The 17640-nt window shown below is 69.8% G+C and carries 15 protein-coding genes; 7 read left to right on the forward strand and 8 right to left on the reverse strand.

Going from position 1 to position 17640, the window contains the following annotated elements; translation table 11 throughout:
• Window positions 1-100: 100 nt before the first annotated feature.
• Both JCM7685_RS04965 and JCM7685_RS04970 read right to left on the reverse strand, forming a co-directional pair.
• Window positions 101-3535 carry a pyruvate carboxylase gene (locus tag JCM7685_RS04965; protein WP_100526110.1) on the reverse strand — a complete coding sequence of 1145 codons (3435 nt, stop codon included), beginning with the start codon at window positions 3533-3535 and terminating at the stop codon, window positions 101-103.
• Between the two features lie 74 nt (window positions 3536-3609).
• Window positions 3610-4080: a nucleoside deaminase gene (locus tag JCM7685_RS04970; RefSeq protein ID WP_074965794.1), complete on the reverse strand. Its 471-nt coding sequence runs from the start codon at window positions 4078-4080 to the stop codon at window positions 3610-3612.
• 108 nt (window positions 4081-4188) lie between these two features.
• On the opposite strand from JCM7685_RS04970, the gene JCM7685_RS04975 reads away from it, so the two are divergent.
• The gene (locus JCM7685_RS04975) at window positions 4189-5595 is read left to right on the forward strand and encodes a pseudouridine synthase (protein WP_074965795.1); all 1407 of its coding nucleotides are present in this window, start codon (window positions 4189-4191) and stop codon (window positions 5593-5595) included.
• A gap of 149 nt (window positions 5596-5744) precedes the next feature.
• Here the strand turns inward: JCM7685_RS04975 and hemP are convergent, their stop codons facing one another.
• Both hemP and JCM7685_RS04985 read right to left on the reverse strand, forming a co-directional pair.
• Window positions 5745-5921, reverse strand: coding sequence for a hemin uptake protein HemP (gene hemP / locus JCM7685_RS04980; protein ID WP_010394206.1), 177 nt, complete (start codon window positions 5919-5921; stop codon window positions 5745-5747).
• 173 nt (window positions 5922-6094) lie between these two features.
• Complete coding sequence (locus tag JCM7685_RS04985; protein WP_074965796.1) at window positions 6095-7060, reverse strand: zinc ABC transporter substrate-binding protein; 966 nt, start codon at window positions 7058-7060, stop codon at window positions 6095-6097.
• A gap of 80 nt (window positions 7061-7140) precedes the next feature.
• On the opposite strand from JCM7685_RS04985, the gene JCM7685_RS04990 reads away from it, so the two are divergent.
• From JCM7685_RS04990 to JCM7685_RS05005, 4 genes are all read left to right on the forward strand, one after another.
• Window positions 7141-7635 carry a Fur family transcriptional regulator gene (locus JCM7685_RS04990; RefSeq protein ID WP_074965797.1) on the forward strand — a complete coding sequence of 165 codons (495 nt, stop codon included), beginning with the start codon at window positions 7141-7143 and terminating at the stop codon, window positions 7633-7635.
• Window positions 7632-8399, forward strand: a complete 768-nt coding sequence (locus JCM7685_RS04995; RefSeq protein ID WP_074965798.1) for a metal ABC transporter ATP-binding protein — start codon at window positions 7632-7634, stop codon at window positions 8397-8399. Before JCM7685_RS04990 ends, JCM7685_RS04995 begins: the two co-directional genes overlap by 4 nt.
• 6 nt (window positions 8400-8405) lie before the next feature.
• Window positions 8406-9188, forward strand: a complete 783-nt coding sequence (locus tag JCM7685_RS05000; RefSeq protein ID WP_074965799.1) for an iron chelate uptake ABC transporter family permease subunit — start codon at window positions 8406-8408, stop codon at window positions 9186-9188.
• 214 nt (window positions 9189-9402) lie between these two features.
• A complete protein-coding gene (locus JCM7685_RS05005; RefSeq protein WP_379029276.1) occupies window positions 9403-9606 on the forward strand; it encodes a hypothetical protein in 204 nt (67 codons plus the stop codon).
• A 204-nt stretch (window positions 9607-9810) separates the two neighbouring features.
• Here JCM7685_RS05005 and JCM7685_RS05010 read toward each other — a convergent pair whose 3' ends face one another.
• The 4 genes from JCM7685_RS05010 to JCM7685_RS05025 form a co-directional block, all read right to left on the reverse strand.
• Entirely contained in the window at window positions 9811-10479 is a 669-nt protein-coding gene (locus JCM7685_RS05010; protein WP_074965800.1) for a YjbF family lipoprotein, read from the reverse strand.
• On the reverse strand, window positions 10476-12710 hold the full coding sequence (locus JCM7685_RS05015) for a YjbH domain-containing protein (RefSeq protein WP_074965801.1): 2235 nt from the start codon (window positions 12708-12710) through the stop codon (window positions 10476-10478). The genes JCM7685_RS05010 and JCM7685_RS05015 overlap by 4 nt, the downstream gene beginning before the upstream one ends.
• A gap of 93 nt (window positions 12711-12803) precedes the next feature.
• On the reverse strand, window positions 12804-13706 hold the full coding sequence (locus tag JCM7685_RS05020; RefSeq protein WP_074965802.1) for a hypothetical protein: 903 nt from the start codon (window positions 13704-13706) through the stop codon (window positions 12804-12806).
• Between the two features lie 125 nt (window positions 13707-13831).
• Window positions 13832-15214 (reverse strand): L-serine ammonia-lyase, encoded by a 1383-nt coding sequence (locus tag JCM7685_RS05025; protein WP_074965803.1) that lies wholly within the window; start codon window positions 15212-15214, stop codon window positions 13832-13834.
• Window positions 15215-15449: 235 nt separating this feature from the next.
• Between JCM7685_RS05025 and dusB the strand changes: the two genes are divergently transcribed.
• Entirely contained in the window at window positions 15450-16484 is a 1035-nt protein-coding gene (dusB, locus tag JCM7685_RS05030; RefSeq protein ID WP_074965804.1) for a tRNA dihydrouridine synthase DusB, read from the forward strand.
• On the forward strand, window positions 16481-17638 hold the full coding sequence (locus JCM7685_RS05035; protein ID WP_074965805.1) for a two-component system sensor histidine kinase NtrB: 1158 nt from the start codon (window positions 16481-16483) through the stop codon (window positions 17636-17638). Before dusB ends, JCM7685_RS05035 begins: the two co-directional genes overlap by 4 nt.
• The last annotated feature ends 2 nt before the right edge of the window (window positions 17639-17640 follow it).

Consider the following 17640-nt stretch of genomic DNA (forward strand, 5'->3'; position numbering starts at 1 on the left):
CAACAGGCCGCTTCCACCCTGCGCGCCTGCGCCGCAGCAGGCATGAGAAAGGGCCGGCTGCGCGCGGCAACCGGCCCTTGTCCGCTGGCGGGAAAACCGCCTATTCCAGTTCGACCATCAGGTCCTTGGCGTCGATCTGCTCGCCGGCGCGGACGTGCAGGGCCTTGACGGTGCCCTTGCGGTCGGCGTGGATGCCGGTTTCCATCTTCATCGCCTCGATGGTCAGCAGCAGGTCGCCGACATTGACCTTCTGGCCGGCCGAAACCGCGACCGAGGCGACGACGCCCGGCATCGGCGCACCCAGATGGCCCTCGTTCGCCGGGTCGGCCTTGGGGCGGGCGGCGGTCTGCGCCTTGACCAGGCGGTTCGGCACCCGGATCACCCGGGGCTGGCCGTTCAGCTCGAAGAACACCTTGACCTCGCCCAGGTCGTCGGTGTCGCCGACGGTCTGCAACCGGATCTCCAGCGTCTTGCCGGGGTCGATCTCGGCCTCGATCTCTTCGCCCGGCTCCATGCCGTAAAAGAAGGTCCGCGTCGGCAGCGTCCGCACCGGGCCGTATTGCCGGTGTCGGCCCATGTAGTCCAGGAAGACCTTGGGATACATCAGGTAGCCGTTCAGGTCCTCGTCGTCGATCGCCTTGCCTTCCAGCTTGTCGATCACCTCGGCCCGCACCGCTTCCAGATCCACCGGCGGCATCGAGGCGCCGGGGCGGGTGGTCAGCGGCGGCTCGCCCTTCAGCACCTTGCGTTGCAGCGCCTCGGGCCAGCCCCCGGGCGGCTGGCCCAGGTTGCCCTTCATCATGTCGACGACGCTGTCGGGGAAGGCGACCTCGACGGCCGGGTCCTCGACCTGCGCCCGCGTCAGCCCCTGCGCCACCATCATCAGCGCCATGTCGCCGACGACCTTGGACGAGGGCGTGACCTTGACGATGTCGCCGAACATCTGGTTCGCCTCGGCATAGGCCTGGGCGACTTCGTGCCAGCGGTCCTCCAGCCCCAGCGAACGCGCCTGCGCCTTGAGGTTGGTGAACTGGCCCCCGGGCATCTCGTGCAGCCAGACCTCGGAGGCCGGGGCCTGCAGGCCCGACTCGAAGGCGGCATATTGCTCGCGCACGGCCTCCCAGTAGTTCGAGATCTCGCGGATGGCGCGGATGTCCAGGCCGGTGTCGCGGTCGGTGTGGCGCAGCGCCTCGACCACCGAGCCCAGGCAAGGCTGCGAGGTATTGCCCGAGAAGGCGTCCATGGCGCAATCGACCGCATCGACGCCGGCGGCGCTGGCGGCCAGGATCGTCGCCCCGCTGATGCCGCCGGTGTCATGGGTGTGGAAATGCACCGGCAGGCCGATCTCGTCCTTCAGCGCCTTCACGAGGATCGAGGCCGAGGCGGGCTTCAGCAGCCCGGCCATGTCCTTCAGCCCCAGCACATGCGCGCCGGCGTCGCGCAGGGCGCGCCCCATGCTGACATAATAGTTCAGGTCGTATTTCGCCCGCGTCGGGTCCAACAGGTCGCCGGTATAGCAGATCGTGCCCTCGCAGATCTTGCCGCTCTCGATCACCGCGTCCATGGCGACGCGCATGTTCTCGACCCAGTTCAGGCTGTCAAAGACCCGGAACACGTCCACGCCGGTCTTGGCCGCCTGGCGGACGAATTCCTGCACCACATTGTCGGGATAGTTGGTATAGCCGACGCCGTTCGAGGCCCGCAGCAGCATCTGCGTCATCAGGTTCGGCATCCGCGCCCGCAGGTCGCGCAACCGCTGCCAGGGGCATTCCTGCAGGAAGCGATAGGCGACGTCGAAGGTCGCGCCGCCCCAGCATTCGACCGAGAACAGCCCGGGCAGGTTCGCGGCATAGCTGGGCGCGACCCGGATCATGTCGATCGAGCGCATCCGCGTCGCCAGCAGCGACTGGTGCCCGTCGCGCATCGAGGTGTCGGTGATCAGCAGCCGCTTCTGCTCCAGCATCCAGTCGGCGACGGCCTTGGCCCCGTTTTCCTCGAGCAGCTGCCGGGTGCCGCGGGCCGGATCGGTCCTGGGCTTCGGCGGCACCAGGGCGCGGGCCTCGGCCGGCGGCAGCGGGCGGCCGGCGGTCTCGGGATGGCCGTTCACGGTGATGTCGGCGATATAGATCAGCAGCTTCGTCGCCCGGTCGCGGCGCTTCCTGAACGCGAACAGGTCCGGCGTGGTGTCGATGAACTTGGTCGTATAGGTGTCGTCCAGGAAGGTCGGGTGCTTGAGCAGGTTGATGACGAATTCGATGTTCGTCGCCACGCCGCGCACCCGGAATTCGCGCAGCGCGCGGTCCATGCGGGCGATGGCCTTTTCCGGCGTCTGGGCATGGGCGGTGACCTTGACCAGCAGGCTGTCGTAATAGCGGGTGATGACCCCGCCGGCATAGGCGGTGCCGCCGTCCAGCCGGATGCCGTTGCCGGTGGCCGAGCGATAGGCGGTGATGCGGCCGTAGTCGGGGATGAAGTTGTTCAGCGGGTCCTCGGTCGTGACCCGGCATTGCAGGGCGTGGCCGTTCAGGTGCACGTCCTCTTGGCGGGCGATGCCGGTGGCCTGGGCCAGGGTCGCGCCCTCGGCGATCATGATCTGGGACTGGACGATGTCGATGCCGGTGACCTCTTCGGTCACGGTATGCTCGACCTGGACGCGCGGGTTCACCTCGATGAAGTAGAACTGCTGGCTGTCCATATCCATCAGGAATTCGACGGTGCCGGCGTTCTGATAGCCGACGGCGCGGCCGATCTTCAGCGCTAGGCCGCAGACCTCGGCGCGCTGCTCTTCGGTCAGATAGGGGGCGGGGGCGCGCTCGACGACCTTCTGGTTGCGGCGCTGCACGGTGCAGTCGCGTTCATAGAGATGGTAAAGCCCGCCGTGGCTGTCGCCCAGGAGCTGCACCTCGACGTGGCGGGCGCGCAGGATCATCTTTTCCAGATAGCCCTCGCCGTTGCCGAAGGCGGCCTCGGCCTCGCGCCGGCCCTCGCGGACCTTCTCGGGCAGCTCCTCGGGGTTGGCGATGGGGCGCATGCCGCGGCCGCCGCCGCCCCACGAGGCTTTCAGCATCAGCGGATAGCCGATCTCGGCGGCCTCACGCTTGATGGCGTCCATGTCGTCGCCCAGCACCTCGGTCGCCGGGATCACCGGCACGCCGGCCTGGATCGCGACGCGCCGCGCGCTGGCCTTGTCGCCCAGCGCCCGCATCGTGTCCGACGACGGGCCGATGAAGGTGATACCAGCCTCGGTGCAGGCATCGACGAAATCGGGGTTTTCCGACAGCAGGCCATAGCCCGGATGGATGGCGTCCGCGCCGGATTCCCGGGCGACGCGGATGATCTCGGGGATCGACAGATAGGCCGCGACCGGGCCCAAGCCCCCGCCGATGCGGTAAGCCTCGTCCGCCTTGAAGCGGTGCAGGCTCAGCTTGTCCTCTTCCGCATAGACCGCAACCGTCTTCTTCCCAAGCTCGTTGGCTGCCCGCATCACGCGGATCGCGATCTCGCCGCGGTTCGCTACCAGAATCTTTCGGAACATCAGATCCCCCATGTTCACCCCGCCGGCATCCTTAGCCATGCCGCGCTGCAGCGCAAGCATTCTTGGCGACGGTTTCATGTCGCGGTTTTTTCATTTCCGCGGCGCTGGCGAAAGAAGTCTTGCAGAAGGCGGCGCGAATCTTCTGCGGAAATGCCGTCGACGATCTCGGGCCGGTGGTGGCATTGCGGATGGTCGAAGACCCGCGCCCCATGGCGCACCCCGCCCATGCGCGGGTCGTCGGCGCCGTAATACAGCACCGCGATCCGCGCGGCCGAGATGGCGGCGGCGCACATCGGGCAGGGCTCCAGCGTCACCCAAAGCCGCGCCCCCGGCAGGCGTTCCGAACCGGCGGCGGCGCAGGCGGCGCGGATCGCCAGGATCTCGGCATGGGCGGTGGGGTCGGCCAGTTCGCGGGTGCGGTTGCCGGCGCGGGCCAGCACCGTGCCGTCGGCGCCGACCAGCACCGCGCCCACCGGCACCTCGCCGCGCCGGGCGGCGGCGCGGGCCTGGGCCAGGGCGTCGGGCATGTGCGAGGCGAAGTCCATGCGCGCTTTTCGCCCGCGCCCGGCGCGCGCGCAAGAACTGCTTTCCATCGCGCCGCGTTGGGCGTAGAAACGCCGCTTTGCCACCGCAGAGATGCGCAGGAGATCGCCATGACCGAAGACCGCCCCGAATCGACCCCGCAATCGCAATCCGACCGCATCGCCAAGGTGATGGCGCGCGCCGGCGTCGCCAGCCGCCGCGAGGCCGAGCGCATGATCGTCGAGGGCCGCGTGACCGTGAACGGGCAGAAGATCGACAGCCCGGCGCTGGACGTGACGCCCGCCGACAAGATCCGCGTCGACGGCAAACCGCTGGAGGCGCCGCAAGAGACGCGGCTGTGGCTGTATTACAAGCCCCTGGGCCTGGTCACCACCGAAAGCGACGAGAAGGGGCGCCAGACCGTGTTCGACGCCCTGCCGCGCGACCTGCCACGGGTGATGACCGTGGGCCGGCTGGACCTGAACTCGGAAGGGCTCTTGCTGCTGACCAACGACGGCGAGCTGAAGCGGCGGCTGGAGCTGCCGACCACCGGCTGGCTGCGCCGCTATCGCGTGCGGGTGAACGGCACGCCGAACGACCTGACCTTCGCGCCGCTGCGCCGGGGCGTCACCATCGAGGGCGAGGAATTCGCGCCGATGGAGATCAGCCTCGACAGCCAGCAGGGCGCCAATGCCTGGCTGACCGTCGGCATCCGCGAGGGCAGGAACCGCGAGATCCGCCGCGCCATGACCCATGTCGGGCTGATCGTGAACCGGCTGATCCGCATCGGCTACGGCCCGTTCAAGCTGAGCGGGCTTGAGGAAAACGAGGTGCGCGAGGTCAAGCGCAAGGTGCTGCGCGACCAACTGGGCGGCCTTCTGACCGGCGACACCGAAGAGAAGCCGCGCAGCTTCCGCGACCGCGGCGCCGCGACGTCCGGCAATGACGCGGGTCCCCGCAGCGAAAGCGGCCGCAAGCCCTATGCCCGCCGCGAGGATGGCGAACGCAAGCCGTTTGCCCGCCGCGAGGACGGGGACCGCAAGCCCTATGCGAAACGGGAGGATGGCGAGCGTAAGCCCTATGCTCGCCGCGAGGATGGCGAACGCAAGCCGTTTGCCCGCCGCGAGGACGGGGACCGCAAGCCCTATGCGAAGCGGGAAGATGGCGAGCGAAAGCCCTACGCCAGGCGCGAGGACGGCGAGCGCAAGCCGTTTGCCCGCCGCGAGGATGGGGACCGCAAGCCCCATGCGAAGCGCGAGGACGGCCCGCGCAAGCCCTATGCCCGGCGCGACGAGGGCGAGCGCACGGACCGCCCCGGCAAGCCCGGCTTCAAGGGCGCGAAACCGGCCGAAGGCGGGCGGGGCTTCAAGCCGCGTGGCGACCGGCCCGAGGGTGGTTTCAAGCCGCGGGGCGAGGGCAAGCCGGCGCGCGGCCCTCGGCCCGGCGGCAAGCCCGGTCCCAAATCCGGCCCCGCCAAAAGCGGACGCGCCCCCGGGAAGGGAGCGCGGCCAGAGGGAAGGGGTCCCAAGCGCGGCTGACCGCGCTTTCAGAGGGGATAAGGCGCATGGAATGGCGCCCGAAGGAATCGTCCAAGCCGGCGCGACATGCCGCGCCGTAGAAAGCATGATCGAAAAGCGGCGGCGCCGGTGCCGTCCCGGGTCCGTGCCGGGACAGGCCCGGCGACCGGTTACTTGGTGAGGATCAGCTTGCCGGCGCGGGTGATGCGCAGGTTGTAGACTTGGTCGCCCAGAACGATCAGCGCCTGATTACCGCCGGCGGTCAGCAATTCGGCATCATATTCGGGCAGGCGTTGCAGGGCGGTCACGCCGGGACGCGTGAATTCAGCGGGGCGGGTCGCGGTCATGTCCTGTTCCTCGTTTTCGGTGTCTCTGTCGCGGTGACTGTAACCTGACAAATTCACTCCGGGATGTCAAAGGAAAATAGTCGGGTATTACGCAGATTCTTTAACACCCCGTTATGAAACGAAAACGGGCGCCCGACAGGCGCCCGTCCTTGTCGATCCCGACTGCTCTCGGGTTAATTCTGCCCCAGGCAATCGGCCAGCGTGCCGGCCATGCCGCGCAGCAGTTCGGCGTAAAGCCCGGGGCCTGGGGCGGCGGCGCTGCCCTCGGGGTCCAGCGCGCCGCCGCTGCGCACTGCGCTGCCCTCGGTCACGGCGGCGATCAGCCGGGGATCGTGATTCGCCTCGGGAAAGGCGCAGGCCGCGCCCTCGGCGCCGATCTCGGCGCGAATCGCCTTGAGCCGTGCGGCCGAGGGGGTCGAGGCATCGCCCAGGCTGACCGCAATGGCCGGCTCCAATCCGAAATGGCTGGTGAAATAGCCATAGGCGTCGTGAAAGACCACGAAGCGCTTGCCCTTGGCCGGCGCCAGGGCGGCCTGAAGCTCGCCGTCCAGGGCCGCGATCCCCGCCGCCGCCTGTTCGGCATTGGCGGCATAGGTCGCGGCATGTTCGGGATCGCGCGCGGACAGGGCCTGGGCGATGGCCTGGACCCAGGCGGCGCCGTTGCCCGGGTCCAGCCAGGCATGGGGGTCGACGCCGCTGTGGTGGTGGCCTTCCTCGCCATGCGCATGGTCGTGACCTTCATGGTCATGGTCATGGTCATGGATGTCATCGTCGTGGTCATGCGCCCCGCCGGCGAAATCCTGGCGCCGGGTGCCGGGCTGGTCCAGCAGCGCCAATGCATTGCCCTTGGCGGCCAGATCCGCGGCCGGGCGTTCCAGCCAGGGGGTCAGCGCCGGGCCGACCCAGACCAGCAGGTCGGCTTCCTGCAGGCTGCGGGCGTCGCTGGGGCGCAGCTGATAGTGATGCGGGTCGCCTCCGGCCGCCAGCAGCAGCGCGGGCTGGCCAAGCGTGCCCATGACCTGCTGGACCAGCGAATGCACCACCGGGATGTCGGTCACCACGCGCGGCACCTCGGCCAGGGCGGGCAGGGCGGTCGCGCCAAGTGCGGCGGAAAGGAAAAGAAGGGTGTGTCGGTTCATGTCGGGCTCACTTGCGGAAACGGCAGGGTTATTTATGTTATATCGTAGCGCGTCAAGAGAAATTGTAATGGTATAACATCATGCCGGATGATTCCGCCCCCGCCGATCCGTTCCATGACCACGACCACGGCCATTGCGCCGCCGCCGTGCTGCGCCGGGCCGAGGCGCAGGCCCGGGACGAGGGCGTGCGCCTGACCCCGGTGCGCCGCCGCGCGCTTGAGATCCTGCTGGAATCGCATCGGGCCATGGGCGCCTACGAGGTGCTGGAGCGGCTGTCGGCCGAGGGGTTCGGCAAGCAGCCCCCCGTCGCCTATCGCGCGCTGGATTTCCTGGTGGAACAGGGGCTTGCCCATCGCGTTCAGCGCCTGAACGCCTATGCCGCCTGCCTGTCGGCCGAGCGCGACCATTCTCCCGCCTTCCTGATCTGCCGCGGCTGCGAACAGGTGGCCGAGGCCGATTCGCCCGAACTGCGCGCGGCGCTGGCGGATCTTTCCGCCGCCGCCGGCTTCCGCATCGAGCGCCGCACCGTCGAGCTGCTGGGCCTGTGCGCCCGCTGCACCGAGGCCGGGCTGTGACGGCGCTGATCCGCGCGCAGGACCTGTCGGTCAGCCATGCCGGCACCGATCTGCCGGTGCTGCGCCACGTCGATTTCCGCATCGCCCCGGCCGAGATCGTCACCGTGGTCGGACCCAACGGCTCGGGCAAGTCGACGCTGGTGCGGGCGCTGCTGGGCCATCTGGCGCTGGATTCCGGCCGGGTCGAGCGCGCGCCGGGCCTGCGCATCGGCTATGTGCCGCAGCGGGTGAACATCGAGCGGGCGATGCCGATGACCGTCCGCCGCTTCCTGTCGCTGCCCCACAGGGTCTCGGATGCCGATGCCAAGGCGGTGCTCGACCGCACCGGCGTCCCCGGGCTGCAGGCGCGCCAGATCACCCAGCTGTCGGGCGGGCAATTGCAGCGGGTGCTGCTGGCGCGGGCGTTGCTCAACGACCCGCAGCTGCTGGTGCTGGACGAGCCGACGCAGGGCCTGGACCAGCCCGGCATCGTCGCCTTCTACAAGCTGATCGAAGAGGTCCGGGCCGAGACCGGCGCCGCGGTGCTGATGGTCAGCCACGACCTCCTGGTGGTGATGCGGGCCTCGGACCGGGTGATGTGCCTGAACGGCCATGTCTGCTGCGAGGGCACGCCGCAGGCGGTCAGCGCCGCCCCCGCCTATCGCGCCATGTTCGGCGCGGAATCGCAGGGCACGCTGGCGCTTTACCAGCACCATCACGACCATGACCACGACCATGTCGCAGAGGGCCACGTCCACGGCCCCGACTGCGCCCATACGCATTGAGGCCCCATGCTTGACGATTTCCTGACCCGCGCCGTGCTGGCCGGGCTCGGCCTTGTGCTGGCGACCGGCGCGCTGGGGTCCTTCGTGGTCTGGCGCCGCATGGCCTATTTCGGCGATTCGACCTCGCATGCGGCGATCCTGGGGGTGGCGCTGAGCTTCGCCTTCTCGCTGCCGGTCTATCTGGGCACGCTGGGCGTGGCGCTGGCCATGGCGCTGGCGGTGGCGCAGCTGACCGGGCGCGGCCAGTCCATGGACACGGTGCTGGGGGTGCTGGCGCATAGCGCGCTGGCGCTGGGGCTGGTGGCGGTCAGCTTCGTGCCGTCGCTGCGCACCGGGCTCGATGCGTTCCTGTTCGGCGACATCCTGGCGGTGGGCAAGGCGGACTTGGCCTGGATCTGGGGCGGCGCCGCGGCGGTGCTTGCGCTGCTGGCCTGGCGCTGGCAGCGGCTGGTGACCGCCTCGGTGAACGAGGAACTGGCGATGGCGGCGGGAATCGATCCCGCGCGCGAACGGCTGATCCTGTCGCTGGCGCTGGCGCTGGTGGTGGCCATCGCGATTCGGATCGTCGGCGCCCTGCTGATCTCGGCCATGCTGATCATTCCGGCCGCGGCGGCACGGGGATTCTCTGCAACGCCCGAACAGATGGCCGGTTCCGCCACAGCGATCGGCGCGATCGCGGTCCTGGGCGGGCTTTGGGCCAGCCTGTGGCTCGATACCCCGGCGGGCCCGTCCATCGTGGCGATTTCTGCGATAATTTATGCTTTGGTGCTAGTGGTTTGCAGGAAATGACCCGCCGGACAACATCCGGTGCGGGCGGCGGGTTTCGGCCTGCCTGCCGGCGGCTTCTCGCCTAGGGCGCGAGGTGTTGGCTAATATGCAACAGTTGCCTGTGGCGCGCATGACCCGACGATCAAGACCGCTTTCCAAGCCCTTGGCTTTATGCGACTGTCGCGAGGATGTTGCTGGAAACGGCAACCTTCAAAGTACTGAACGGAGCATGATCATGACCAAATTCGCTACCTTCGCCCTGGCCCTCGGCCTGACGGCTTCGTCGGCTCTGGCCGGCGGTTACGTTGCCCCCGTCGTGGAAGTCGAGCCGGTCGTCGTCGACGAGAAGCCCGCTTCGTCGAACGCTGGCCTCGTCGTCCCGGCCCTGCTGCTGCTGGGCGTCATCGCCGCCGTCGCTTCGGACGACGACGACAGCTAATAGCCCAACGGAACCTCGGTTCCGTAAGCTTTCAGGGGCTGGCCTCGTGCCGGCCCCTTTACTTTTGCGCGGACCGTGTTCGCGCTTTCCGTTTTCCAAATACCCAATCCGGCCGCGCCACGGCCGCTGCGCCGCGGACAGAGGCGCAACCATGAAAAAAGCCGGCCCCTCGGGACCGGCTTTTCGTGTCCTGCCCCGCCCCTGTCAGGGCCGCAGGGTCTGGAGGGTGACATAGCCCAGCTGCGGCCCCAGCCATTGCCGCGACACCGGAAGGTGCCCACCCTGGGGGGCGTAATTGTTCTGGAAGCTGGCGCCATGGCCCTCGCAGCTTTCCACCACCACGCCCGCCTTGGGGCCGGGGGCGACGCTGCAGGTGAAATTCAGCGGCCGCTCCAGCCCGTCGCCGCTGAAATAGCGCATGACCCGCGGCGCGCTGCCGGCACGGCCGGCGCGGATCAGGGGCTCGGTCTGCGGCTCGGCGACCGACAGGTCGTGACCCAGGCCGCGGGTGCCGACCACCATGCCGTCGCGCAGGATCAGCGCCTCTTTCGAGGGCGCCATATAGGTGCGCAGGCTGCCGTTCTGCCCGGTCATCGCCATGACCTGGGTGCGGCCCAGCGATTCGAAGCCGACCATGACCAGCGGGCCCTGGTTCACCCGCAGCGCCTCGGCCGCCATCTGCTCGGGCGTGCGCGGGGCTTCGGCGGGCGCTTCGGCCTTGCCGCCACGGATCTTGGCCGCGGTGCCGCCGGCCGCCTTGGCGGCGATCAGCAGCGGGTTGGTCTGGTTGCCGCTGTCGTCGTTGCCGCAGGCGGCAAGGCCGGCGACCAGCAGCGCCGACAGCGCCGCCTTGTGGATGCGGGCCATGATCATCGCCAGAACCTCCCCCAGCCTTGATAGAGTTTGACGGATTGCGCGTCCCGCACCTTGTCGTACAGTCGACCGTCCACGTTCACGCGGGCGCCGCCGTCGCGGGAAAGCGAGCGCAGCGTGCTGCCGGCGCGGTCGCGCGACGGCGTGCCCATCGCCCAGGACACCGGGATCGAGATGGTGATGCCCTTGTCGAACGAGCCTTCGCCGAATTCCTCGTCGCTGAGGTCGGTCTTGGTCGCGAAGGCGCCGACGCGCCAGCCATTGGCGAATTCGCGGGTCAGGGTGAAGGTCGCGCCCTTGTCGCCGGCCAGGTATTTGCCGACGTCCAGCTGCGCGGTGAAGCCGTTGGCGAATTCGTAATAGGCCGAAACATGGCCGGTGGTGACCTCGTAGTCGCGGAAGGCGAAGACATCCTCGAAGTCGCGCTTCCTGACCCGGTTGATCTCGGCGCCCAGGGCCAGCGGCGAATTCGCGGGCTTCCACAGCAGCTCGCCCGAGACGCCGCCATAGGCGCGCTCCAGCAGGCCGACGGTGACGCGGGAATAGACCGCCTCGGTCGGCTGGGCATACCAGGCCAGCGTCAGCTCGGGAATCGTCGGGCTGTCGTTGCCGGTATACATGCGGGTGTCAGAACGCACCCGCGGTATCGAAGAGCACGTGCTGCACGCCTGGTAATATTCATTCGCCGGGTCCGAGACATATTCCTCGGGCGTGTAATGATCGCCGCGCTCGCCACCGTTCAGCCAAGCTGGAATGCCGGGGCCGCGTTGCTCCATGCTGCCGAAGGCGCGCTGGCGGACGGTGCCCGAGACGATCAGCCCCGGCATGATCTCGTAGCTGGCCTTCAGTTGCGCCCCGGTCTCATAGCGCAGCGGGTCCTGCGGATCGAACAGCCCGATCTCCAGATAGGGCGCCAGGTTCCAGCGGAAGCGCGGGAACAGGCCCGGCGTCGTCACCAGGTCGCCCGGGCGCGGATCGGCATCGACCAGCTGCGAGGCGCTGGCGATGCGGCCGGCCTCGGTATTCTCCAGCCGCTCGACGTCCGAGCGTTTCAGCACCACCGAGGAGGTCGCCATGCCGTCGGTGTTCGAGGTGATGACCAGCGTCTCGACCGAAGGCGGCAGGGCGCGGGTCATCAGCCGGGCGGTGCGGCCCACGGCCTCGGACTGCTGGATATAGCGGGTGTTGCGGATGCGGACCTCGGCCCGGTTCCCGGACAGGGACATGGATTCGAGGATCTGCCCCTCGTCCTTCAACGCGCCGGCCAGCGCGGTCTGGATCGCCGGCTGCGCGGTCGGATCGGCCGACCAGGCGCCCGACCAGCCCTCGGGATCGGCCGAGGGCGCGGGCCGCGGCTTGACCGGCGCCGGCGCCTTTTCCAGGCCCGAGGGGAAGGGCGCGTTGCGCGGGTTCAGCGCGAAGCTGAACTGGGCGCCGAACATGTCGCCGCCGATGGTATAGAGCCCGACCTGGTAGCTGGGGCTGAAGGTGTAGTAGGCGCCCAGGTTCAGCTTGCTGCCCGGCTCGCCGTCGCCCTGCGGGATCTCCTCGATCCTGCCGTTGGGAAAGACGTTGCGGACCAGGTATTTGTCGTTGGAATATTCCGCCACCAGCCGCAGCTTGTCGGTGGCCTGCCAGGTGACCGAGCCGAAGGGCCGGGCCTTGCCGCGGAACCATTCGTCCACATTGGGCTTGCCGCCGGTATCGCCGACCTTGATCAGGCGCGGATCGCCCGCCAGCGTGCCCCAGCCGACGCCCAGGCTGGCGCGGAGCCGGGGGGTGATGGTGTTGGTGGCGACGATATATTCGCCGGAATAGATGCCGGTGCCCAGGAAGTCCTGCAGGCCCACCGCCATCGCCGGGCGCCAGCCGTCCTCGTCCAGGAACTGGAAGCGCAGGTCGAACGAGCGGTCCCAGAGATGGCCCAGCTCGTTGTGGTCGTTGATGCCTTCGACGCGCGAATAGCGCAGGACGGTGGTCAGGCGCGGATGCAGCTGGAAGACCACGTCGTGCCGCCGCGCCGCCTTGTTGTAGGACACGGTGCCGCCCAGCGTCGCGTCGGGCAGCATCTCGGCGGTCGGGGTCTCGACGCCGCCGGCCAGGCCGTAGCTGTTCATCACGTCGCCGATCATGGGATCGGTGCGCGCCGGACCGGCGGCCAGGCCGATGAGCAGCAGCGCGGGCGCGGTCGAGGCCAGCAGGCGGCGGGTAAGGATCGAATGGGCGCGCATCGGCGGGTCCTTTCAGGTCATGGCGCGCAGCCTGTGCTGGCGGAAAGGGCGGCGCCGCGCGGGGATGGCCACGCGGCGCCGGGATCGTCCGGCTTACTCCGAGGTCGGCGGCAGCACCGGGGCCGGCGTGGCGCCGCCTTCGGTCGCGTTGCCGGCGGGGGCAGCCGGGGTCTCGGTCTTGGTGCCGCTGTCCGCGGGGGCCGAGGTCGCGCCGCTTTCGGCCGGGGCCGGCGTGGTCGCGCTCGACCCGGTTTCCGGCGCGGTGACGGTGGTCGCGGTGGAGGCGGCCGGCGCGGTCGCGGCACCGGTCTCGGGCGCGGCCGGCGCGGTCGTCGGCGCCGCGGGCGTGGTCGTCGACGGCGCGCTGGTCTCGGGTGCGGAGGTCGCGGGCGTGGTCGTGCTCGCCGGGGTCTCGGCCGCGGGTTTGGGCGCGGCCGGTTTCGCGGCCGGCGCGGCGGGCTTGGCCGCGGCCTTGGGCTTCGGCCCGGCGGACGAGGCCTTGACCTGCGCCTTGGGCATGCTGTCGGTCGGCGCGGCGCAGCCGGTCAGGCGCTGGCTGCCGACGCGCAGATTGGCCGTGAAGGGGGTCTTCTGCCCGCCGATCTCGCAGGCCTCGGCGCGGATGTTCAGCGCAAAGACCTGGCCGTTCATGTTGCCGATGAACTCGGCGCCGCGCGCATAGGCCATGCGGCGCACCGAGACGCCCACGGATTTCGCGCCGGGACGCTCATAGACCGCGGATTTGTCGGCGGCGGTGACCGTCCAGCCGGCACCGGCGGCGCGGAACATGGCGGTGGCCATGGTGCTGGCCTCGGCGGTGGCGACGGGCCTTGCCTCGGCGCCGGTCTCGATCGGCTGCTCCAGCGGCGAGACCGTGGGCGGGCCGGAATGGGAGGGGGTGTCGGCCGCGCGCTCTTCCTGCTGGAAGGGCAGGTTGCCGCAGGCGGCAAGGGCCACAGTCATCGAGAGGACGGCGAAAGCCGAACGGAATTTCATCTGCTCTGTCCCGGTTCCATGGGTTTTGCTTATGAAATATTGGCTACAGGAAGGCCCGGGCTTCGGCAAGCGCAGACAGGCCCCGCAGCCATCGGCGCGGGGCCTTGCGCGGAACTTTGCAACAGTCAGCAGTTGGGGACGTTGACCGCCAGCCCGCCCAGCGAGGTTTCCTTGTATTTGTCCATCATGTCGCGGCCGGTCTGGCGCATGGTCTCGATGGCGACGTCCAGCGGCACGAAATGCTTGCCGTCGCCGCGCAGCGCCAGGCTGGCGGCGCTGACCGCCTTGATCGCGCCCAGGCCGTTCCTTTCGATGCAGGGCACCTGCACCAGCCCCTTCACCGGGTCGCAGGTCATGCCCAGGTGATGCTCCAGCGCGATCTCGGCCGCGTTCTCGACCTGCTCGGCGGTGCCGCCCAGCACGGCGCACAGCCCCGCCGCCGCCATGGCGCTGGCGGAGCCCACCTCGGCCTGGCAGCCGCATTCCGCGCCCGAGATGCTGGCATTGTGCTTGATCAGCCCGCCCACGGCGGCGGCGGTCAGCAGGAAGTCGTCCAGCTGGCGCTCCGAGGCGCCGGGCACATGGTCCAGCCAATAGCGGATGACGGCCGGCACCACGCCCGCCGCGCCGTTGGTGGGGGCGGTGACCACCTGGCCGCCGGCGGCGTTTTCCTCGTTCACCGCCATGGCATACATCGACATCCAGTCGTTGATGACATGGGGCGCGGTCTGGTTCAGGCCGGATTCGGCCTGCAGCGCCTCGTGGATGCCGGCGGCGCGGCGGCGGATCGACAGCCCGCCCGGCAGGATGCCGCGCGTCGCCAGGCCGCGGTCCATGCAGTCGCGCATCACCTGCCAGATCCGGTGGATGCCGGCGGTGATCTCGGCGTCGCTGCGGAAGACGCGCTCGTTCTCGCGCTTCATCTGGGCGATGGACTTGTCGGTCTTCGCCGCCATCTCCAGCATTTCCGAGGCATGGGCGAAGGCGAAGGGCACCTTGGGCGAGGCGTCGCTGCGGGTCTCGTCCCCGCGCGCGGCCATCTCGCCCGCGGTCAGCACGAAGCCGCCGCCGATGGAGTAATAGGTCTCGCTGAAGATCACGTCGCCCTGGGCGTCGGTCGCCATCAGGATCATGCCGTTGGCGTGGCCGGACAAGGCCCGGTCGAAATCGAAGATCAGGTCCTGCGCGGGATCGAAATGCAGCTCGCCCAGGTCGCGCGGGGTCAGCACGCGGGTCTGGCGGTTCAGCTCCAGCGCGGCCTCGGCGGCCTCGGCGTCCATGGTCTCGGGCAGGAAGCCGGCAAGACCCAGGATGGTGGCGCGGTCGGTCGCGTGGCCCTTGCCGGTAAAGGCCAGGCTGCCGTGCAGGCTGGCGCGCAGCCCGTGGGCCTTGAAAGGCTGTTCGCGCAGCGCGTCCAGGAAGCGCCCGCCGGCGACCATCGGACCCATCGTGTGCGACGAGGAAGGACCGACCCCGATCTTGAAGATGTCGAAGACCGAAAGAAACATGGGGGCAGGGCTCCTCGTGGCAAGTGGCCCTTCATCCTAGTCGGCCCGCCGGTTTGCCGCCAGAGCCGCTGCGACGCCGCTTAGGGACCTTCGCGACATTTGACGAGTCGCGAACTGCACGCTACTTGGGCAGAGAGCGCAAGATCAAGGCAAACCGCGGCCGATGCGGCGCCCGCCGATCGGGCAAACGCCGTTTTCTTTCGCATTTCCCGGAAGCCGGCCTACGAGTTCCTCCATGAGACTGCCCGAACCCATCACCCTTGGTCCCGTGCGGCTTGGCCCGCCGGTCTTTCTGGCGCCCATGGCCGGGATCACCGACCTGCCGTTCCGCCGCGCCGTCCAGCGCCACGGCGGCGCCGGGCTGATGGTCAGCGAGATGGTCGCCTCGACCGAGATGGTGACGCCGCGCCCCTCGACCCGCGCCGCGGTGCGCGCCAAGGCCCTGACCGAGGGCGCGGCCCCGGTCAGCGTCCAGATCGCCGGGCGCGAGGCCGGCGCCATGGCCGAGACCGCCCGCATCGTCGCCGGCATGGGCGCGCGCATCGTCGACATCAACATGGGCTGCCCGGCCAAGAAGGTGACGGGCGGGCTGTCCGGCGCAGCGCTGATGCGCGATCTCGACCATGCGCTGGGTCTGGTCGAGGCGGTGGTCGCCGCCGTGCCCGACCTGCCGGTGACGTTGAAGATGCGGCTGGGCTGGGACGCGGATTGCCTGAACGCGCCGGAACTGGCGGCCCGCGCCGCCGCGGCAGGGGTGCGGATGCTGACCGTGCACGGCCGGACGCGGGCGCAGTTCTATACCGGCAGCGCCGACTGGGCCGCGATCCGCGCGGTGGCGAACCTGCCGGGCCGGCCGCCGCTGGTCGCCAACGGCGACGTGGTCGATGCGGCCTCGGCGCGTCTGGCGCTGGCGCGCTCGGGCGCCGATGCGGTCATGGTCGGGCGCGGCGCCCAGGGCGCGCCCTGGCGTCTGGCGCAGATCGCGCATGAGCTGTGGGCCACGCCCGCGCCGCGGGTGCCGCAAGGCGCCGCGCTGGCCGATGCCGTGGCCGAGCATTACGACGACATCCTGTCGCTCTACGGCCGCGAACTGGGCCTGCGCGTCGCCCGCAAGCACCTGGGCTGGTATGCCGAGGCGAACGGCGCCCCGAACCGCGCCGAACTGCTGCGCGCGCCCACGCCCGAGGCGGCGCTGGCCGCGATCCGCGCCGGCTTCGGCGATGCCGACGCCGTCCACGCCAATGCCCGGGCGACGGAGGTGCCTTCATGACCAGCCGGGCCGGCCCCGACCCGCTGCCCGATCCCGAGGTGGAGGCCGGCAGCGGTTTCGTCCCGGCCGAGGTCGGGCCGAACTGGTCGGCGCTGCCGCTGCCCGCGCTGATCCTGGACGCCGAGGGACGCATCGCCGCGATCAACGACCTGGCCGAGGCGTTCCTGAACATCTCGCGCCGCTCGTCGCTGGGCCAGGCGCTGGAAGGGGCCGAGATGCGCAAGCGGCTGCGCATCGTGCCGACGCTGGGCGGGGTCCTGGAGCGCATGCGCGCGGGGCACGAGGCGCTGAACCGCGCCGGGGTGCGCTTCGAGATCGGCGACCGCTCGGGCGGGCATATCGATCGCATCGCCAGCGTCCATGCCGGCCGCGCCCCCAGCCCCGAGGGCGGCACCGTCATCCTGCTGGCGCCGGCCGACGGCACCGGCAGGCTGGGGCAGGGGCAGGCGGCGCGCTCGGCCGCGCGCTCGGCCATCGGCATGGCCGAGATGCTGGCGCATGAGATCAAGAACCCGCTGGCCGGCATCCGCGGCGCCGCGCAGCTGATCGGCATGAACCTGACGGCCGAGGACCGCGATCTCGCCGACCTGATCGTGGCGGAATCGCGCCGCATCGTCGAATTGCTGGAGCAGGTCGAGCGTTTCGGCGACACCTCGGCGCCGCGGCTGGCGGCGGTCAACGTGCACGACGTGCTGGAGCGGGTGCGCCGCCTGGCCGCGGTCGGCTTTGGCAAGGGGCTGCGCCTTCTGCCCGATTACGACCCGTCGCTGCCGCCGGCGCTGGCCGATGCCGACCAGCTGGTGCAGGTCTGCCTGAACCTGGTCAAGAACGCCGCCGAGGCCATCGGCCGGTCGGGACAGGGCGGCATCATCCGCATCCGCAGCTTCTACGACGGCACCCTGCGCCTGGCGCCGACCGAGGCCGAGCCGCAGGGCCGCAGCCTGCCCTTGCAGGTCGAGATCGAGGACGACGGCCCCGGCATCCCGGACACGCTGATCGCCGAGGTCTTCGAGCCCTTCGTCTCGGGGCGCGAGAACGGCACCGGCCTGGGGCTGGCGCTGGTTTCCAAGATCGTGGCCGACCACGGCGCCTGGATCGCGCTCGACTCGCGCCCCGGCCGCACCGTTTTCCGCATTTCATTGCCCAAAGCCTGAGG

It is taken from the genome of Paracoccus aminovorans (assembly GCF_900005615.1).
Classification (GTDB): domain Bacteria; phylum Pseudomonadota; class Alphaproteobacteria; order Rhodobacterales; family Rhodobacteraceae; genus Paracoccus; species Paracoccus aminovorans.

Coding starts and splice junctions, on each gene's coding strand:
- JCM7685_RS04965 (WP_100526110.1), bottom strand. CDS start 3,535: ATGTTCCGAAAGATTCTGGTAGCGAACCGCGGCGAGATCGCGATCCGC.
- JCM7685_RS04985 (WP_074965796.1), bottom strand. CDS start 7,060: ATGAACCGACACACCCTTCTTTTCCTTTCCGCCGCACTTGGCGCGACC.
- JCM7685_RS05015 (WP_074965801.1), bottom strand. CDS start 12,710: ATGCGCGCCCATTCGATCCTTACCCGCCGCCTGCTGGCCTCGACCGCG.
- JCM7685_RS05000 (WP_074965799.1), top strand. CDS start 8,406: ATGCTTGACGATTTCCTGACCCGCGCCGTGCTGGCCGGGCTCGGCCTT.
- JCM7685_RS05035 (WP_074965805.1), top strand. CDS start 16,481: ATGACCAGCCGGGCCGGCCCCGACCCGCTGCCCGATCCCGAGGTGGAG.
- JCM7685_RS05020 (WP_074965802.1), bottom strand. CDS start 13,706: ATGAAATTCCGTTCGGCTTTCGCCGTCCTCTCGATGACTGTGGCCCTT.
- hemP (WP_010394206.1), bottom strand. CDS start 5,921: ATGACCGCGACCCGCCCCGCTGAATTCACGCGTCCCGGCGTGACCGCC.
- JCM7685_RS05025 (WP_074965803.1), bottom strand. CDS start 15,214: ATGTTTCTTTCGGTCTTCGACATCTTCAAGATCGGGGTCGGTCCTTCC.
- JCM7685_RS05010 (WP_074965800.1), bottom strand. CDS start 10,479: ATGATCATGGCCCGCATCCACAAGGCGGCGCTGTCGGCGCTGCTGGTC.
- JCM7685_RS05005 (WP_379029276.1), top strand. CDS start 9,403: ATGACCAAATTCGCTACCTTCGCCCTGGCCCTCGGCCTGACGGCTTCG.
- JCM7685_RS04975 (WP_074965795.1), top strand. CDS start 4,189: ATGACCGAAGACCGCCCCGAATCGACCCCGCAATCGCAATCCGACCGC.
- JCM7685_RS04970 (WP_074965794.1), bottom strand. CDS start 4,080: ATGGACTTCGCCTCGCACATGCCCGACGCCCTGGCCCAGGCCCGCGCC.
- dusB (WP_074965804.1), top strand. CDS start 15,450: ATGAGACTGCCCGAACCCATCACCCTTGGTCCCGTGCGGCTTGGCCCG.
- JCM7685_RS04990 (WP_074965797.1), top strand. CDS start 7,141: ATGCCGGATGATTCCGCCCCCGCCGATCCGTTCCATGACCACGACCAC.